The organism is Crossiella sp. NPDC003009, from assembly GCF_053591555.1.
In genome coordinates this window covers 1-16,984 of the sequence record NZ_JBSFUA010000085.1, presented here as the reverse complement: position 1 = coordinate 16,984, position 16,984 = coordinate 1, and the positions used below count along the sequence as shown (strand labels likewise).

At 73.0% G+C, this 16,984-nt stretch carries 15 protein-coding genes and 1 pseudogene; 10 read left to right on the top strand and 6 right to left on the bottom strand.

From position 1 onward, the window contains the following. Positions 1 to 94: 94 nt before the first annotated feature. Both ACWDY5_RS40640 and ACWDY5_RS40635 read left to right on the top strand, forming a co-directional pair. A pseudogene (locus ACWDY5_RS40640) lies at positions 95 to 2,233 on the top strand (PD-(D/E)XK nuclease family protein); the annotation flags it as partial. After that, entirely contained in the window at positions 2,230 to 5,679 is a 3,450-nt protein-coding gene (locus ACWDY5_RS40635; protein ID WP_449727455.1) for an ATP-dependent helicase, read from the top strand. The pseudogene ACWDY5_RS40640 and the gene ACWDY5_RS40635, both read left to right, overlap by 4 nt. A gap of 7 nt (positions 5,680 to 5,686) precedes the next feature. Here ACWDY5_RS40635 and ACWDY5_RS40630 read toward each other — a convergent pair whose 3' ends face one another. Both ACWDY5_RS40630 and ACWDY5_RS40625 read right to left on the bottom strand, forming a co-directional pair. Then, the gene (locus tag ACWDY5_RS40630) at positions 5,687 to 6,175 is read right to left on the bottom strand and encodes a hypothetical protein (RefSeq protein WP_449727454.1); all 489 of its coding nucleotides are present in this window, start codon (positions 6,173 to 6,175) and stop codon (positions 5,687 to 5,689) included. Between the two features lie 41 nt (positions 6,176 to 6,216). After that, entirely contained in the window at positions 6,217 to 6,747 is a 531-nt protein-coding gene (locus ACWDY5_RS40625; RefSeq protein ID WP_252482258.1) for a hypothetical protein, read from the bottom strand. 182 nt (positions 6,748 to 6,929) lie between these two features. Here ACWDY5_RS40625 and ACWDY5_RS40620 point away from each other — a divergent pair, with 182 nt between their 5' ends. Next, on the top strand, positions 6,930 to 7,490 hold the full coding sequence (locus tag ACWDY5_RS40620; protein WP_449727453.1) for a hypothetical protein: 561 nt from the start codon (positions 6,930 to 6,932) through the stop codon (positions 7,488 to 7,490). Here the strand turns inward: ACWDY5_RS40620 and ACWDY5_RS40615 are convergent. After that, positions 7,484 to 7,855, bottom strand: a complete 372-nt coding sequence (locus ACWDY5_RS40615) for a DoxX family protein (RefSeq protein ID WP_449727452.1) — start codon at positions 7,853 to 7,855, stop codon at positions 7,484 to 7,486. The genes ACWDY5_RS40620 and ACWDY5_RS40615 overlap by 7 nt on opposite strands. Before the next feature lie 62 nt (positions 7,856 to 7,917). Here ACWDY5_RS40615 and ACWDY5_RS40610 point away from each other — a divergent pair, with 62 nt between their 5' ends. Together ACWDY5_RS40610 and ACWDY5_RS40605 are read left to right on the top strand one after the other, a co-directional pair. Continuing rightward, positions 7,918 to 8,709, top strand: coding sequence for a hypothetical protein (locus ACWDY5_RS40610; protein WP_449727451.1), 792 nt, complete (start codon positions 7,918 to 7,920; stop codon positions 8,707 to 8,709). Then, positions 8,706 to 9,773, top strand: coding sequence for a potassium channel family protein (locus tag ACWDY5_RS40605; RefSeq protein WP_449727450.1), 1,068 nt, complete (start codon positions 8,706 to 8,708; stop codon positions 9,771 to 9,773). The genes ACWDY5_RS40610 and ACWDY5_RS40605 overlap by 4 nt, the downstream gene beginning before the upstream one ends. Before the next feature lie 10 nt (positions 9,774 to 9,783). On the opposite strand, the gene ACWDY5_RS40600 is transcribed toward ACWDY5_RS40605, so the two are convergent. Together ACWDY5_RS40600 and ACWDY5_RS40595 are read right to left on the bottom strand one after the other, a co-directional pair. Beyond that, complete coding sequence (locus ACWDY5_RS40600) at positions 9,784 to 11,124, bottom strand: sensor histidine kinase (protein WP_449727449.1); 1,341 nt, start codon at positions 11,122 to 11,124, stop codon at positions 9,784 to 9,786. After that, the gene (locus tag ACWDY5_RS40595) at positions 11,121 to 11,807 is read right to left on the bottom strand and encodes a response regulator transcription factor (RefSeq protein ID WP_283661421.1); all 687 of its coding nucleotides are present in this window, start codon (positions 11,805 to 11,807) and stop codon (positions 11,121 to 11,123) included. Before ACWDY5_RS40595 ends, ACWDY5_RS40600 begins: the two co-directional genes overlap by 4 nt. Before the next feature lie 141 nt (positions 11,808 to 11,948). Between ACWDY5_RS40595 and ACWDY5_RS40590 the strand changes: the two genes are divergently transcribed. From ACWDY5_RS40590 to ACWDY5_RS40570, 5 genes are all read left to right on the top strand, one after another. Further along, the gene (locus ACWDY5_RS40590; protein WP_449727448.1) at positions 11,949 to 12,626 is read left to right on the top strand and encodes a hypothetical protein; all 678 of its coding nucleotides are present in this window, start codon (positions 11,949 to 11,951) and stop codon (positions 12,624 to 12,626) included. 44 nt (positions 12,627 to 12,670) lie between these two features. Further along, positions 12,671 to 13,120 carry a hypothetical protein gene (locus ACWDY5_RS40585; protein WP_449727447.1) on the top strand — a complete coding sequence of 150 codons (450 nt, stop codon included), beginning with the start codon at positions 12,671 to 12,673 and terminating at the stop codon, positions 13,118 to 13,120. Between the two features lie 109 nt (positions 13,121 to 13,229). Next, positions 13,230 to 13,973 (top strand): ESX secretion-associated protein EspG, encoded by a 744-nt coding sequence (locus ACWDY5_RS40580; RefSeq protein ID WP_252482249.1) that lies wholly within the window; start codon positions 13,230 to 13,232, stop codon positions 13,971 to 13,973. Between the two features lie 135 nt (positions 13,974 to 14,108). Continuing rightward, on the top strand, positions 14,109 to 14,819 hold the full coding sequence (locus ACWDY5_RS40575; RefSeq protein ID WP_449727446.1) for a hypothetical protein: 711 nt from the start codon (positions 14,109 to 14,111) through the stop codon (positions 14,817 to 14,819). A 278-nt stretch (positions 14,820 to 15,097) separates the two neighbouring features. After that, positions 15,098 to 15,487 carry a hypothetical protein gene (locus ACWDY5_RS40570; RefSeq protein ID WP_449727445.1) on the top strand — a complete coding sequence of 130 codons (390 nt, stop codon included), beginning with the start codon at positions 15,098 to 15,100 and terminating at the stop codon, positions 15,485 to 15,487. A 134-nt stretch (positions 15,488 to 15,621) separates the two neighbouring features. On the opposite strand, the gene ACWDY5_RS40565 is transcribed toward ACWDY5_RS40570, so the two are convergent. Then, a complete protein-coding gene (locus ACWDY5_RS40565; protein WP_449727444.1) occupies positions 15,622 to 16,794 on the bottom strand; it encodes a neutral zinc metallopeptidase in 1,173 nt (390 codons plus the stop codon). Positions 16,795 to 16,984 lie beyond the last annotated feature (190 nt).

Sequence of the window (16,984 nt, the reverse complement as noted above, 5' to 3'; positions counted from 1 at the left end):
GGGGCGGCACCGGCGGTACGGACGGTAGCGGTGGTGCAGGCGGTACGGACGGTAGCGGTGGTGCCGGTGGCGCGGACGGTACCGGTGGTACCGACCCGACGGCGATCCGGGGTCGGTGCAGGTGAAGGTGCTGGCCTCGGCGGCGCAGGAGGCGACCTGGATCGCCGACCAGCTGCGGCGGGCGCACCTGTTGGCGGAGGTGCCCTACTCGGCGATGGCGGTGCTGGTGCGCAGCACCGGGAACACGCTGCCCGTGCTGCGCAGGGCACTGCTGGCCGCCGGGGTGCCGGTGGCGGTGCCCGGGGACGAGCTGCCGCTGCCCCAGCAGAACGCGGTGTGGCCGTTCCTGACCGTGCTGCGCTGCGCGGCCGATCCCGAGCTGCTCGACCCCGACCTGGCCGCCGCGCTGCTCACCGGGCCCTTCGGCGGCGGCGATCCGCTGGCGCTGCGCAAGCTCCGCCGCGGCCTGCGCCGCCTGGAGCTGGCTTCCGGTGGCGACCGGGCCAGCGGTGAGCTGCTGGTCGAGGCGCTCAACGTGGACGAGAAGCTGGTCGCGCTGGACGAGGCCGCCGAGCCGGCGCGCCGGGTGGCCATGCTGCTGCGGATCGCCCGGCAGGCGGTGGCCGCCGGGGAAGGCGTGGAGCAGGTGCTGTGGCAGGTCTGGCAGGCCAGCGGGCTGGAGCAGCGCTGGCTGGCGCTGGCCGGGCGGCACGGACCCGTTGGCGCGCAGGCGGACCGGGATCTGGACTCGGTGGTCGAGCTGTTCGACGCGGCGGCCCGCTACGCCGACCGGCTGCCCGGCTCCGGGGTGGCCGGGTTCGCCGACTACCTTGCCTCGCAACAGATCTCCGGTGACACGCTGGCCCCGGCCGCGCCGCAGGGCGAGGCGGTGGCGCTGCTCACCGCGCACGCCGCGGTCGGCCGGGAGTGGGCGGTGGTCGCGGTGCCGGGGGTGCAGGAGGGGATCTGGCCGGACCTGCGGCTGCGCGGCTCGCTGCTCGGGGTGGAGCGGCTGGTCGATCTGCTCTCCGGGGTGCGCGCCGAGGACAAGGTCTCCGCGGTGGCCCCGATCCTGGCCGAGGAACGGCGGTTGCTGCTGGTCGCGGCCAGCCGGGCCCGGCAGTCGCTGATCGTCAGCGCGGTGCGCGGCGAGGACGACACCCCGTCCCGTTTCCTGGACGAGCTGGACGGCGCAGACTTCGAGGGCAGCGAGGAGGCCGACGCGGTCCGCCCGGTGTTCCAGCCCAGCCGCGGCCTGATCCTGGCCGACCTGGTCGGCGACCTGCGCCGCGCGGTCTGCGATCCGCGGGCCGAGGCGGACCAGCGGCAGCGCGCGGCCACCCAGCTGGCCAGGCTGGCCGCGGCCGGGGTGCCCGGCGCGCACCCGGACTCCTGGTACGGCCTCGGCGAGACCAGCACTGAACGTCCATTGTGGACAGACGTGGAAGCGGTCGGCATCTCGCCGTCCACTGTGGACATCCTCTCGCGCTGCCCGTTGCGCTGGATGGTGGAGCGGCACGGCGGCCAGGACCCGGCCGAGCTGGCCTCCATCACCGGCTCGCTGGTGCACGCCCTGGTGCAGGCCGCCGCCTCCGGCGCCGACCCGCAGGCCCTGCAGCGCACCCTGGACGAGGCCTGGGCCGCGGTGGACGCGGGCGCGCCCTGGTTCTCCCGCAAGGAAAGAGCCAGGGTCGAGCAGATGGTCGACTCCTTCCGGGCCTGGCTGGTGCGCAGCAGGGCCGAGCTGACCCAGGTCGCGGTCGAGCACGAGATCACCGTGGAACTGCCGCCGAAGGAGGAGGGCGGGCCGTGGCTGCGGGTCAAGGGCCGGGTGGACCGGCTGGACGCCGACAGCGAGGGCCGCCCGGTGGTGGTGGACATCAAGACCGCGCGCACCGCGGTCAGCAAGAAGGAGGCCGAGGAGCATCCGCAGCTGGCCGTCTACCAGCTGGCCGCCGCGCTCGGCGCGTTCTCCTCCCTCGGCCTGCGGGACGAACCCGGCGGCGCGCGGCTGCTCTACGTGGCCAAGCCGGACAAGAAGTCCGGCGCGGCCGAGCGCAACCAGCCGCCGCTGGACGGGGAGAAGACCAAGGTCTGGCTGGACGCGGTCTACGCCGCCGGGCAGGCCTGCATCGGACCTGCCTTCACCGCGACCGAGAACACCGACTGCTCCCGCTGCCCGGCCAAGACCTGTTGCCCCACACAGGATTCCGGCAGGCAGGTGAGCGAGTGACCGAACTCGCCACCCCGCACGAGGTGGCGGCGGCGCTCGGCCTGCATCCGCCCACCCCGGAACAGGCCGAGGTGATCGCCGCGCCTGCCGAGCCCGCCCTGGTCATCGCGGGAGCGGGCGCGGGCAAGACCGAGACCATGGCGGCCAGGGTGGTGTGGCTGGTGGCCAACGGCCTGGTCACCCCGGAACGCGTGCTGGGCCTGACCTTCACCCGCAAGGCCGCCCGCCAGCTCGCCGACCGGGTGCGTGCCCGGCTGCGCAGGCTGGCCGGTTCCGGTTTGCTGGAACGGCTCGATCCCAGCGGCGACCGCAGGGCCGCGGTCACCGCGGCCGAGCCGACCGTGCTGACCTACCACGCCTACGCGGGCAGGCTGGTCGGCGAGCACGGGCTGCGGCTGCCGGTCGAGCCGGGGGCCCGGCTGCTCACCGAGACCGCGGCCTGGCAGCTCGCGCACCGGGTGGTGGCCGGGTGGACCGAGGACATCGACACCGACAAGGTGCCGGCCACGGTCACCCAGTACCTGCTGTCCCTGGCCGGTGAGCTGGGCGAGCACCTGGTCACCCCGGACCAGCTGCGGGCGCACGCCGCGGAGTTCTGCCGCCTGATCGAGGACGCGCCGAGGGCGCCCCGGCAGCGCGAGGGCCTGCCGGTGGCCCTGCAGGAGATCGTTGCCGCGCAACGGCTCCGGGTCGCGCTGCTGCCGCTGGTGGAGGCCTACGCCAAGCGCAAGCGGCGGGAGGCGGCGATGGACTTCGCCGACCAGATGTCGCTGGCGGCCACCTTGGCCGAGTCCGATCCGGACGTGGTGGCGCTGGAGCGGGAGCGCTACGGCGCGGTGCTGCTGGATGAGTACCAGGACACCGGCCACGCCCAGCGGGTGCTGCTGCGCGGGCTCTTCGGCGGGGCCGGGCGGCCGGTGCTGCCGGTCACCGCGGTCGGCGACCCGGTGCAGGCGATCTACGGCTGGCGCGGCGCGAGCGCGGCCAACCTGCCCCGCTTCGCCACCGACTTCCCGGCCCGCGACCCGCGCGGGAAGTGGGTCCCGGCAACGACTTATGGCCTGCTCACCAGCTTCCGGAACCCGCCGGAGGTGCTGAGGCTGGCCAACCAGGTCTCCGCCGAGCTGCGTTCCGGCGTGGCCGAGCTGCGGGCCAGGGACGGCGCGGGCGTCGGCGACGTGCGGATCGCGCTGTTGCCGGACATCCGGGCCGAGCTGGACTGGGTGGCCGACACCGTCGCCGCCCGCTGGGAGTCCACAGTGGACGCCACCGGCGCGCCGCCGACGGCCGCGGTGCTGGTGCGCAGGCGGGCCGACATGGCCGGGATCGCCGCCGCGCTGCGCGAACGCGGCCTGCCGGTGGAGGTGGTCGGCCTCGGCGGCCTGCTGGACGAGCCCGAGGTCCGCGACCTGGTCAGCGCGCTGCGCATGCTCACCGACCCGCTGGCGGGCACCGCGGCCATGCGCCTGCTCACCGGCGCCCGCTGGCGGCTGGGTGTCGCTGACCTGGCCGCGCTGTGGCGCCGGGCCCGGCACCTGGCCACCCCGGAGAACAAACGCGGCGGCCCGGACCCGCTGGACGCGCTGGCCGACGCGCTGCCCGGCGAGCACGCCGAACAAGCCGGGCTGGTGGACGCGCTGGACGATCCCGGCCCGCCAGAGGACTACAGCCCCGAGGGCTACCGCCGGATCCGCAGGCTCGGCGGCGAGCTGGCCGCGCTGCGCCGCCGCGGCGACCAGCCGCTTGGCGAGCTGGTCGCCGACGTGGAACGCACCCTGCTGCTGGACATCGAGTCGCTGTCCCGCCTCTCCGGCGTGGGCCGCGCGCACCTGGACGCCTTCGCCGACGTGGTCTCCGAGTTCGCCCGCAGCAGCGCCAACCCCACCCTCAACGGCCTGCTGGACTACCTGGCCACCGCCGAACGCGCCGAGGACGGCCTGGAACCCGGCGAGGTCGAGGTCTCGCCCGACCGGGTGCAGATCCTCACCGCGCACGCGGCCAAGGGCCTGGAGTGGCAGGTGGTCGCGGTGCCGCACCTGGTCAAGGACGTCTTCCCGGGCCGCCGCAAGTCCGCCTCCTGGCTGCGGGTGCCGCACCAGCTGCCCGCGGTGCTGCGCGGCGACGCCCAGGACCTGCCCGGGTTGAACCTGGCCTCCTGCGAGAACCGCAAGGAGATCGAGGAAGCCCTGGCCGTGCACTCCGAGGAGTTCGAGGAACGGCGGCTGGCCGAGGAGCGCAGGCTGCTCTACGTGGCGCTGACCCGGTCCGAGGAGACCCTGCTGGTCTCCGGCCACTGGTGGGGCGAGACCGGGGAGAAACCGCGCGGCCCCTCGGAGTTCCTGACCGAGATCCACGAGGTGGTCACCGCCGGCGAGCGGGTCGGCATCGTGCACCACTGGGCCGACCGCCCCGACGAGGACGACGCCAACCCGCTGGCGGCCCAGGGCAACAGCCTCACCTGGCCGGTGGACCCGTTGGCGCGCAGGCGCTCCGCGGTCACCGAGGGCGCGAACCTGGTCCGCCAAGCACTGTCCACTGTGGACGAATATCGGCCGCCGGAGGAGGAACCGGCCGACGAGGAACCGCTCGCCACCCCGTCGGACGAGGAGTACCTGCCCCCGGATGACGACTACCTCCCGCCGGAGGAGGACGAGTACCTGCCGGAGGACCCCTACTTCGACGAGCCGGAGCCGCCCGAGCCCGCCCCGGAGGCTGCCGCCGAACCCGAACCCGAACCGGCCCCCGAACCCGTGCCCGCCACCGAGTTCGACCCGGAGGGCTGGGCCCGCGACGTCGACGTCCTGCTCGCCGAACGCGCCGCCGCCGCGAGCCGCCGGGAACAGGTCCTGCTGCCCGAACAGCTCTCGGTCAGCCAGCTGGTCGAGCTGGCCAAGGACCCGGACGCGCTGGCCCGCCGCCTGCGCCGCCCGCTGCCGTTCCCGCCGAACCCGTTGGCGCGCCGGGGAACCGCCTTCCACGCCTGGCTGGAGAACCGCTTCCAGGCCAGTCGGCTGCTCGAGTTCGACGAGCTGCCCGGCGCGGCCGACGCCGACCTGCCTGCCGAGGAGAACGTGGACGTCCTGCAACGCGCCTTCCTGGCCAGCGCCTGGGCCGAGCGCACGCCGCACGACGTGGAGGTCCCGTTCGAGACCGAGGTGGACGGCATCACCGTGCGCGGCCGGATGGACGCGGTCTTCGCCGACCCGGACGGCGGCTGGACCGTGGTCGACTGGAAGACCGGCGCGGTCCCCGACGAGGACCACCTGCCCGCGCTGTCGGTCCAGCTCGCCGCCTACCGCCTGGCCTGGGCCGCACTCTCCGGCGCGGAGCTGGACACCGTGCGCGCCGCCTTCCACTACGTGCGCGCCGACGTCACCCTGCGCCCGGCCGACCTGCTCGACGCCGAAGGCCTGCGGGACCTGGTCCGCTCGATCCCGATGCGCTAGGCACGGCCTAGAGCTGCTCCACCGTGCTCTGGTAGTTCAGCCACTGCAACAGCGCGATCCGCCCGATCGAGCCGCACAGCTCCGACTCGTTCTTGCCCGGCTTGTGCTCCGGCCCGTTCATCGCGTAGCAGTTCATCTTCCGCACCAGCCCCACCGACTTGGCCACCGAGGCGGCCACCTCGTTCGCCTTGGTCAGGTCGCGGCCCTTGAACCACCGGCTCAGCGCCTCCTGCACCTTGGCCACGGTCTGCTCGACGGCGTTCAGGTGCTCGCCGCACACCGGGTCGGTCGCCGCGACGCCCTGGCGGCAGGCCGTGGTCGCCATGTCCACCGTGGAGCCGCGGGCCTGCGCGCGCAGCAGGTCCTTCGGGGTGATCTCCCTGGTCGGCGTGGCAGGCGCGGTCGAGGAAGTCGGAGCGGGCGGCGGGGCCGGTTCGGCGGCGCAACCGGCGAGGGTGAGGGCGATCCCGAGGACGACCGGCGCGGTGCGGGGCATGGCGGCACGGTAAGCCGGGTGCGCCGGGAGGGCTCCCGGGCTCAGTTGCGGGTGCGCACCGTCTGCGTGGTCAGCTTCAGCGCCTGTTCGTAGAGCACTTCCTGCAACCAGCGGCCGAACAGCGAGGGACCGAACTCCCGCGAGCGGTCCTCCGGCGCGATCAGCACATCGGCGCCGTCGGTGTCCGCGGTGACCACGCCGATGCCGTAGTAGTCCAGCTCGATCAGCGGCCAGGCGTCCGCGGGCTGCGGCGCGGGCAGCACCACCGCGCACGGGGCCAGGGTCATCAGGGTGCCGCAGGAGTTCAGCGCGGACTCCACCGAGGACTCGATCACCAGCACGCCCAGCAGCTCCACCGCGGGCACCGGGATCTGGTCGTGGAAGTCCGGCTCGAACCAGGAGCGGAACCAGGACGGGTCCGGCTCCGGCGGCCAGCCGTGTTCGGTGCGCCACTGGTGCACGTGGTCCAGGACGCGGACCACCGCGGACACCTGCTGGCCCAGCACGGCGACATCGGGGATGACCACGCCGTGCCAGCCGAGCGCCGAAGCGGCGTGTTGGAGTGGCGGCACCCCGGCATCCTAGGCCGATCGGTCGTTGATCGGTGCGGCGGCCGCCTGGCCGAGCACCGTTTTCGTCCATTTCGCGCAATGGGTTGCCCTGGATGGAGGGATTTTTCTTATCTCTCCGTCAACTTGTGACCATCCAACCATTCGGTGGCGCATGGTTCGCTCCCCTGCGTTTTAGGAGACCCATGCGTACACAAATTATCGGAGGCCTGTTAGCCGTCACCATGTCGGCCATCGGCCTGTTCACCGCCCCTGCCGCCTCCGCGACCGCCGTCCCGTCCACCGAACAGCGCACCCCTGAGCACGTTCGGCTGGCCGGGTTCGACCTGCCGGCGGAGCCCAGGAGCGGGGTCAAGATCAGTCACGCCACCGCGACCGCCCGGCTGCGCGCGGCCGGGATCACCTGGTCCTCCAGCGGCAACTGCTCGAACCGGCTCGACCCCAGCTGCACCTCCTTCGAGCAGATCTACTCCGGCACCATTGACCAGGTCATCACGCTCAAGCGGGCCAGCGGCTGCGCCGTGCACCTCACCGGTGGCACCGAGACCGGGCACGGCAGCGGCACCTACTCGCACTGGAACGGCTACAAGGTCGACATCCGCCGCGCGGACTGCGTGGAGGGCTACATCCGGCGCAGCTTCACCCAGCGCAGGCCCACCTTCGGCGTGGAGCAGTGGGTGTCAGCGGCCGGGAACATCTACACCCGTGAGGCCAACCCGCCGCACTGGGACGTGCTCTACTACTGACCGGCGTTGCGGCGCACCCGCAGTGCCCACAGCACCAGCGGGACCTGAAGTGGCAGCCTGCCGAAGGCGACCAGCTTCTGCTTGAGTGGCTTGTGCCGCCAGTCCCAGGCCATCTTGACGTTGGCCGGGAACACCGCGACGAACAGCGCGGCGGCGGCCAGCGCGCCCAGCCTGCGGGTCTTCGGCACGGCCACCGCCGCGCCCACCGCCAACTCGGCGACCCCGGACAGATAGGTCCAGGTCCGGGGTCCGCCGGGCAGTGCCTCGGGCACCAGCTTGTCGAAGGGCTTCGGGTGTGCGAGGTGCAGCACACCCATCCCGCTGAGGAACCCGGCCAGCACGACCGCGGCCTTGGCACGCTTCATGCCGGCGAGCATAGGTCGTGTCGGCGGTGGCCGCCCGCGCCGATGCCCTAGCCTGCTTCGCCGTGACCGACGACCACCATCCGGGCGCGGGTGCCGCCGAAGCACAGGCGGTCAAGGCCCTGGCCGAGACCTTCCTGGCGGACCTGCGTGACTGGACGACCATCCCCGCGATCAGCGCCGACCCGGCGCACCGGACCGATGTGACCCGTTCCGCCGACGCGCTGGCCCTGCGCCTGGACCGCGACGGCTGGCCGCGGATCCGCCGCTGGGACCTGCGCGGTGTGCCCTCGGTGTACGCCGAGTGGCCTGCCGAGCCCGGCGCGCCGACCCTGCTGCTCTACACCCACCACGACGTGCCCGCCCCGCAGGCGCTGGCCGACTGGCGGTTCCCGCCGTTCGAGCCGACCGTGCGCGAGGGCCAGCTGCACGGCCTCGGCGTGCGCGGCGGCCGCGGCCGGATCGCCGCGCTGCGCCTGGGCGTGCGCGCGCACCTGGCCGCCACCGGCCGCCGCGCACCCGCGCTGGGCTTGCGGCTGCTCGCCGACGGCGCGGGCCTGCCCTCGGCGGCCAGCCTGTACGAGCTGCTCGGCGAGTACCCGGCGGAGCTGGCCGCCGAAGAGGTGCTGTGCTGTGCCGCCGAACCGGTGCGCGCGCAGGCCGCTCCGCTGCTGGGCACCGCGCTGGGCGCACGGGCGCTGCCCGCCCTGCCGCCGCTGACCGCGCGACCGGGTCCTGGCGCGGACGAGCGGGTTGACCTGCCCTCGCTGCACGAGCACGCGGAGGCACTCGCCACACTGGTGCGCACCGCCGGCGCCCGCGCGTCCGGCCTGACCGATCGGGGGAGTGCCGCATGATCCGGCGTCGGTGGTCGGTGAGCCAGCTGACCGACCGTCCTGACCACGACCTGGTGGGGGTCATCAAGATCCCCGAGGGTGGCCGCGGTCCGGTGCGCTCGATCATCACCAGGGTGATCGGCGCGTCCATCGCGCTGGCCGTCACGGTGGTCATCGTGTACCTGGACCGCCACGGCTACCGGGACGTGGACGAGAATGGGCTGACCCTGCTCGACTCCATCTACTACGCCACCGTCTCGCTGTCCACCACCGGCTACGGCGACATCACCCCGGTCTCGGACTCGGCCCGGCTGACCAACATCCTGGTGATCACCCCACTCCGGGTGCTCTTCCTGATCGTGCTGGTCGGTACCACCCTCGAAGTGCTCACCGAACGCTCCCGCCAGGCTTTCAAGATCCAGAAGTGGAGGGCCAACGTGCGTGACCACGTGGTCGTCATCGGCTACGGCACGAAGGGCCGCTCGTCGGTCAGCGCGCTGCTCGGCGACGGGGTGGACCCCAGCCAGATCGTGGTGGTGGACACCGAGCACGAGTCCCTGGAAGCCGCCACCCAGCAGAAGCTGGTCACCGTGCACGGCTCCGGCACCCGTTCCGACGTGCTGCGCATCGCGGGCGTGCCGCAGGCCAAGGCCGTGGTGGTGGCCACCAACCGGGACGACACCGCGGTGCTGGTCACCCTGACCGCCCGCGAGCTCGCCCCCAAGGCCCAGATCGTCGCCTCGGTCCGGGAAGCGGAGAACGTGCACCTGCTCCGCCAGTCCGGCGCCGACTCGGTGGTGGTCTCCAGCGAGACCGCGGGCCGCCTGCTCGGCATGGCCACCACCACCCCGTCCATCGTGGAGATGTTCGAGGACCTGCTCACCCCGGACGCCGGCCTGGCCATCGCCGAACGCGACGTGGAGCCCAACGAGGTCGGCGGCTCACCCCGGCACATCTCCGACATCGTGCTCGGCGTGGTCCGCGCCGGTCAGCTGTACCGGGTGGACGCGCCGGAGGCGGACGCGATCGAGACCGGTGACCGGCTGCTGTACGTCAAGAAGGTCACCCCGGCCAGCCCGGAGTGAGCCGCGCGGGTCAGTCGCCGGGCGGGCGGATCGGCAGCAGCAGCCGGAACAGCGCCCCCGGCTGACCCGGCGGCGGCTGCACGCACTCCAGGTTGCCGCCGTGCGCCCGCGCGATGCCCTGCGCGATCGCCAGGCCAAGTCCGGCGCCGCCCGAGCCCCGGTCCCGCGCGGAGTCCAGCCGCACCAGCCGGTCGAAGATCCGCTCCCGGTCCGCGGGCGGCACCCCCGGCCCGGCGTCGGCGACCTCGGCGTAGGCCCACGGCCCGTGCTGCCCGACCTGCACCGTGACCACGCCGCCGCGCTCGGAGTAGCGGCGGGCGTTGCCGAGCAGGTTGGCCAGCACCTGGGCCAGCCGGTCGGCGTCCCCGGAGACCACCACCGGCGTGCCCGCGACCACCACCTGCACGTGGTTGGCCAGCAGCCGGATCCGCTCGGCCTCCGAGCGGGCCAGCGCCAGCAGGTCCACCGGCTCCCAGCGCAGCTCAAGGCCCTCGTCGATCCTGGCGATGGAGAGCAGGTCCTCCACCAGCCTGCTGGCCCGCCTGGCCTCCCGCGCCATCAGCACGTTGAGCCGCTCCCGCTCCTCGAAGCTGGTCTCCGGGCTGCTCTGCACCACCGCCTCGGCCGCGGCCTGCACCCCGGCCAGCGGGGTGCGCAGCTCGTGCGCGGCGTCGGCCAGGAACCGGCGCACCCGTTCCTCGGACTCCCGCGCCTGCCGTTCCGCGCCTTCCAGGGCGTCCAGCATCTCGTCGAAGGCGGCGGCGGAGCGGCCCATGTCGGTGTTCCGCTTGGTCGGCGCCAGCCTGCCGCCGCGGTGCCCACCGGCGATGGAGCGGGCCAGGCTGGTCATCCGGTCCAGCGGGCGCAGCGACAGCCGGATCACCAGCGCCTGCACCAGGGCCGCGATGAGCAGGGTGCCCACGCCGAGCAGGGACAGCAGCTGGCGCAGCCTGCGCTGGGCCGCGCTGGTCTCGGTGCGGTCGGCGACCAGGATGAGCTTGCGCTTGCCGGGCAGCTGCCGCTCCACCCGCACCGGGTCGACCAGCTCGCCGAGGTTGGGGCCGTGGAACTCCTGGCCGTTGGGCAGCACCACGGTGCCGCGGATGCCGTTGCCGGTGGCCTTGACCGCCAGGTACTGGTTGTCCCTCGGGAAGTCCCGCGCCGCGCTGACCACCAGGTCCCCGCGCGCCTGCATCCGGTCCTTGAGCTCGCGCGCCGACTGCACGCCGAAGCGCCAGTCCACCAGCACGATCAGCGCGATGACGGCCAGCGCGAACACGCCGAAGGAGGCCCAGGACACCCGCAGCCGCAGCGAGCCGGTGCGCAGCGGTCGCGGCTCGGCGCCGGTCACGGCTCGTTCGCGCGCAGCACGTAGCCCAGGCCGCGCACGGTGTGCAGCAGTCGCGGCCCGTGCGCCTCCAGCTTGCGGCGCAGCGCGCTCACGTGCACCTCGACCAGGTTCGCGTCGTAGTCCTCATAGCCCCACACCGCGGTCAGGATCTGCGTCTTGCTCACCACCCGCCCGCGCTGGGCGGCCAGGTAGGACAGCAGCCGCAGCTCGGTCGCGGTCAGCTCGATGTTCGCCCCGCCCCTGGAGACGATCCCGCCGTCGGCGTCGATCACCAGGTCGGCGATCTGGGTGGTGGAGGGCACCCGGTTGAGCCGCCGCAGCACCGCGCCCACCCGCGCGATCAGCTCGGCCAGCTCGAACGGCTTGACCACGTAGTCGTCCGCGCCGCCGCGCAGCCCGCGCACCCGGTCGTGCACGCCGTCCCGCGCGGTCAGCAGCACCACCGCCGAGTCGCACCGGCTGCGCACCACGTCCAGCAGTGCGAACCCGTCCCGGCCCGGCAGCATCACGTCCAGGATGACCAGGTCCGGCCGGAAGGACTCCAGGTCGGCCTCCAGGGTGCGGCCGTCCGGCCTGGCCTCGGCGGCGTACCCGGCGGCGGACAGCGCGGAGGCCACCGCGACCCGGATGGCCTCGGCGTCCTCGACGAGCAGAACTCGTGCAGCGGTGCTCACCGGTCCCATTGTGGTCCTGCCAGGCTGAAGCATGGCTGAAGGTGCCCACCCCGAACCGGGTGTTTCAGCTCGGGTTCAGCTTCGGCGAGGAGCGTCGGCTGACGGATCGCGCACCAGCCGTCAAGTGCGCCCAGCCGTCGTGGAGGAACCGTGAACGAGGAGCCGTTGATCGTGCCCGTCCCGCAGGAGCAGCCTGCCGAGACCGCGCCACCCCGCCGCAGGGGGCTCAAGGCGCTCGGCGTAGTCGCGGTGGTCGGCGTGGCGGGCGCGGCGATCGGGGCCGTGCTGCTCGGCGGCCTCACCGGCCAGGCCCAGCCCGCGGGCGAGGTCCGGCTGGCCGCCGAGCCGGTCGCGGCCGAGGCCGCCGCGCACCCGGCCAAGGGCCCCAAGGACAAGCGCCGCCAGCAGGCGGACACGACCGTGCTGCTCGGCACGGTGAAGTCGGTGGAGACCAGCAAGCTCACCGTCACCAGGGACGGCGGTGGCGAGGTGACCGTGGAGGCGGACGCGCGCACCAGGGTGCACGGCAACGGCGTGGCCGAGCTGACCGGCCTCAAGCCGGGCAACCGGGTCGCGGTCCGGGTGACCAAGGACAACAAGGCGTTGCGGGTCACCGTGCCGAAGGCGCACCTCACCGGCACCGTGACCAAGCTGGACGGCGACCGCGCCACCATCCTGGCCCGTTCCGGGCTGGCCCAGGCGGTCGACCTCTCCGGCATCCAGGACAAGCCCAAGGTCGGCGACGTGGTCGCGGTGCGCGGCGACGCGGTGGAGAGCGGCGCGGTGCTCAAGGCCGAGCGGCTGCGCCAGGTCCCGGCCAAGCGGTAGCGCCGGTTGACCGGTACGGGGAGCCTTCTGCCACCATCGGCAGGGTGGCTCCCCGACCCGCTCCCGTGCGCTGGGGACTGATCCTGCTCGCGGTCGGGCTGGTCGGTCTCGGCACCGCGCTGGTCGTCTGGCTGCGCCCGCTGCTCGGCGACACCCCGCCGCAGGCGCAGACCCGCGAGGTCAGCGCGGTCGTGGTCACCTCATCGCCCTGCTCTGGCCAGGCCGCGCAGGACGTGGTCGAGCTGGCGGTCGACGGCCAGAAGCGCCAGGCCAAGCTGGACGGCTGCGGGCACCGCCAGGGCGAGACCCTCCGGGTCGCCCTGCCCGTGCCGGTGGCCGCGGGCGAGCTGGTGGTGCTGCCGGCCGGGGCGACGCCGACCGGGAACGGGCTGGCGGGCAGGCTCAGCTCGGTGCTGCTCGCCCTGGCCTGCGTCGCGGGCGCGCTCTACGGTTTCCTGCTCCGGGTCCGGCTGCCGATGCCCCGCCGTTCGTAGGTCTGCATAGGGAACCTCGTTCATAGGGAACCCGCACGTCCCGTTTCCCGTCTCACCCTCCGCACCGACGCAACACAGCGGAGAGGGGCAGCCTCATGGGGACGTTGCCGTGACCGCGGGAACGCGCCGCGCCGAACTCAGACTCGACCCGCGCCAGTTCGCCCTGACCTGGCAACGGCTGGACCTGGGCGCGCCACCACCCGCGCTGGCCGGCCCACCCGGCCCGGCCAGGCAGGGACCGCCCGCGCCGCCGGAGGACGACCTGGTCCCCGCGCTGCGCCTGCTGGCTGGCGCCCAGCGCGAGGTGACCGTGCAGGTCTCCCGGCAGCCCGAGGTGTGGGCGGTCGCGGTGGCCTCCGGCGATGCCGGCCTGCTGGCCATCCGGAGCGACCACCTCATCCGCCTGCGCCCAGCCTTCGGCACCGCCCTGCCCCGCCTGATCGTCTCGGTCGCCCCCGCCCTGCGCGGCGGCCCCGGCCGCTCGGTCAGCGTGCCCAGCGCCGTCTTCGACGAGGCCTGCGGCCGCGCCTACACCGGAACCGAAGACCTGACCGCCGCCCTGCGCGCCCGCCGGGTCCGGTCCGCTGACGCGGAGGCCTTGGGGCACATGCTCAGCGGGATCATCGGCGGGGGGCAGTTCGCCGCGGCCATGCGGGATCGGGCTGGGCGCCGGCATCTTGCGGCGCACACGGTGAGCTTCCTGGACACCGAACGCGGGCGGTACCTGCTGGAGCAGCGGGGGACTTATGACGGGTCGTCGTGGACGACGGTCGCGCCAGGGAACCCGGCCAGGGTGACGGCACAGGTGCAGCGGATGCTGGCGGACCTGGCGCGGACCTTGGGGTGGGATTAGGCGGGCCGGGGCTGGGTTTCGGCCACTGATCGGCGGAAGGGCTCATCGCGTTAGGGCTGGCATACTGCCGTTGTCGGACCGTCACGTGGGGGCACCATGGGTAACGAGACGACAAGAACCGGACGCAGGGGGCGGGTGGCCAAGGCTCCCGAGGGTGATGAACCGGCGGTGGTGTTCGCCCGGCAGCTGTGGGAGCTCAAGCAGCGCGCGGGGGACCCGTCCTACGACGCCATGCGCCAGGGTTATGGTGCGCGGGCCTCGAAATCGGCGTTGTCGGCGGCGGCGCGTGGTGCGCAGTTGCCTTCCTGGGACACGACCTGGGAGTTCGTCCGATCGCTGGCGGTTGGCGTGCTCGGTCAGGACGAGCAGCGGGTCCGCGCGCAGTGGCGGCAGCGGTGGGATCAGGCGGCCGCCGCGGTCCTGGCTCAGGCCGCGCCCGTGGAACGCCCTTTGGCGTTACCGTGGATCAGGCGGCGCGGATGGTGGGTGCTGGGTGCGGTCGCTGCGGTCGGAGTGCTGCTGGTCGCCGCGCTGTGGCCGCGGCCGGAACGACCGGTGCCTGGCACGATCGCCGAGCCGTGCGAGGCGACGTGGCTGTGTCTGTACCGGAACATCGGCTTTGACGACATGAATTTCCGGACCCAGCGGCAGAACGCGTGCTGGCGCCTTGCCGAATATCATTTACAGGACGCGGTCTTTTCGTACGACAACAATCTACCTATCGTCGGTCATTTCTATGACTCGGCGAAAAACAATATTGGGAACATGCGCGCCGGTGACAGCAGTCAGGACAGCTCGGCGCTGCCCGGCGCTTACTGGTTCTGCACCGGCTCCGCCAGACCGTGATTTGGCCGGCCAGTATCGTAAGTCAAAGCGCTGAGCTGCGGATACGTCGTGATTTGGCTATGGCCAAATCTGTGTCCAGCGGCGCTCTTCCCTCCTTGCTGGAGTGCTTTATGGTTGCCCGGTAAGAATTTCTGGCGACTAGGGGTAAGCAACGAGATTTTCCAAGCCGGTGCTGCTGCTGTTTTCTCGCTGGCGGCGGTGAAGGCGGTGTCCGCGCCCGCCACAGTTGGGCCTGCGGCGCCTGAAAATCGACGATCGCTCACCAGAGGGGATAGACCATGACGTTCAAAGCGAAGCTGCGCCGATCCGCGGCAGCAAGCGCGGTAGTGCTGCTCGCAGCAGCGGGCATGCTGGTCACCACCGGGTCAGGAGCTGCCACGACGCCGGAAGGCACCGCACTTCTCGCACCGGCGAGATGCGCTGGCTACGGCTGGGTGAAGGTCACCGCCGAGGCATTGAGCATGTTTTCCGGGCCAGGCTTGCGCTACCCCACCGTCGGCCCGGTGCTCCGGCGAGGGCACCGGCTGTCCTGTTTTCCGGTAGAGGCGCACGACCCCAGGTACGACCTTTGCGGACACTCGGGCGCCAACGGCTGGATCCCCATCGACCGCGATGGCGATGCTCGACGGGACGCCTATGTCCCCAGCACGTGCGTCACGGACGACTAGTCGCTCGCTCTTCGACAACGTGAACTCGTGAGACTGTGGGCCGTCCGCGAGAACGGCCCACAGTCATGATTCACGACGTGTCGCTGGCGCGCCACGCCTCTTTCGCAACAGGTCGGTGGCCGGCTCTTGCTTGGTCAGCTCACGATGTCGGACTTGGCGTCCCAGGTGTTGCAGTCGCGGCTGTTGTTGAACTTGGCGCCGTGGTTGGCCCAGGCCTTGTTGTTGCCGGGGGAGCCGTGGTCGCGGGGGCGCTTGTTGTTCGGCCAGTCGCCGCGCTGGCCGAGGTCGGCGATGGCCGCGTTGGCCAGGTTGCGGTTGACCGAGGCCCGGCCGGAGGCGGCGGCCAGGAACATGCCGGCGAAGCAGCTGGCCTGTAGCTCCTTGCGGCGGGACAGTTCAAGACCGGTGGCCGAGGTCTGGCCCGCGTCGTACATCAGGTCCCAGGCCGCGCCCAGGATGCCGCTCATCGACTGCACGTGGTGGCCGTACTCGTGCGCCATCACGCCCAGGCTCGGACCGGCCTGCACGTTCTGGCCGTCGTTGCGCTCCACCCTGGCGTTCATGTAGATCGTGTGGTTGCGCCCGCAGTAGAACGCGCCGCTGGAGTAGCCGCCGGAGCTGCACGGGCTGTTGTCCTTGCCCACCACGACTTCCAGGCCCGGCGGGTCGTCCGGCAGGTTCGCCGCGCGCATCACCGGCGCCCAGGCCTCGTGCATGCAGCGCACCGCCGCGCCGTAGAAGGCGCGCAGCGCGTCCGGGTTGGACTTGAACGCGGGCAGGTTGCAGTTCGCCGGCGCGACCGGCTTGCCCGCCTGGTGCAGCGGGTTGTCCTTGAGCTTGGGCACCGGGCGGGGCTGCGGCGGGGCGCTGCTGGTGGAGGTGCTGGCGCGGGTGGTGGTGAACCGGCCCGAGGTGCTGCCGGTGGTGGTCGTCGCGGTGGTCGTGCTGCTGCGACCGGTGGGACGGGCCAGGCCGGTGTAGCTCGGGAAGGTGTAGCCGGGCTCGGCGACCGAGGTCTTCCGGCTGCTGCCGACCGCGATCGCGACCAGGCCGACACCCAGCACCAGCGCGCCCACCAGCACCAGCGCGACCACCGGGCCGGAGGACTTCCTGCGCGGCGGCGGGAAGCCGATCGGCCAGGCCTGCTGCGGCGGCAGCCACGGCGGGGGCGGCCCACCAGGCCCACCAGGGCCACCGGGACCACCGGGGCGCGGCGCGCTGTGCGGGGCGGCCATCGGCGGCGGCATCACCGCGCGCGGCGGCGGCGCGAACCCGCCACCGGGCATCCCGCCCATCGGCGAACCCATCGGCGGACCAGGCGGGCGCGGACCACCGGGTGGCGGGCCGGGCGGCCTGCCCTGCGGGCCGGTCGGCATCGGCGGGCGGTGCTGCGGGCCCGAGGGCATCGGCGGCGCACGGTGATGGTCACCGGGGACAACCCGTTGACCGCCAAGGCGATCGCGGCCGAGGCCGGGGTGGACGACTTCCTCGCCGAGG

Coding starts and splice junctions, on each gene's coding strand:
- ACWDY5_RS40630 (WP_449727454.1), bottom strand. CDS start 6,175: ATGCCCCGCACCGCGCCGGTCGTCCTCGGGATCGCCCTCACCCTCGCC.
- ACWDY5_RS40620 (WP_449727453.1), top strand. CDS start 6,930: ATGCGTACACAAATTATCGGAGGCCTGTTAGCCGTCACCATGTCGGCC.
- ACWDY5_RS40615 (WP_449727452.1), bottom strand. CDS start 7,855: ATGAAGCGTGCCAAGGCCGCGGTCGTGCTGGCCGGGTTCCTCAGCGGG.
- ACWDY5_RS40605 (WP_449727450.1), top strand. CDS start 8,706: ATGATCCGGCGTCGGTGGTCGGTGAGCCAGCTGACCGACCGTCCTGAC.
- ACWDY5_RS40595 (WP_283661421.1), bottom strand. CDS start 11,807: ATGGGACCGGTGAGCACCGCTGCACGAGTTCTGCTCGTCGAGGACGCC.
- ACWDY5_RS40570 (WP_449727445.1), top strand. CDS start 15,098: ATGACGTTCAAAGCGAAGCTGCGCCGATCCGCGGCAGCAAGCGCGGTA.
- ACWDY5_RS40565 (WP_449727444.1), bottom strand. CDS start 16,794: ATGGGTTCGCCGATGGGCGGGATGCCCGGTGGCGGGTTCGCGCCGCCG.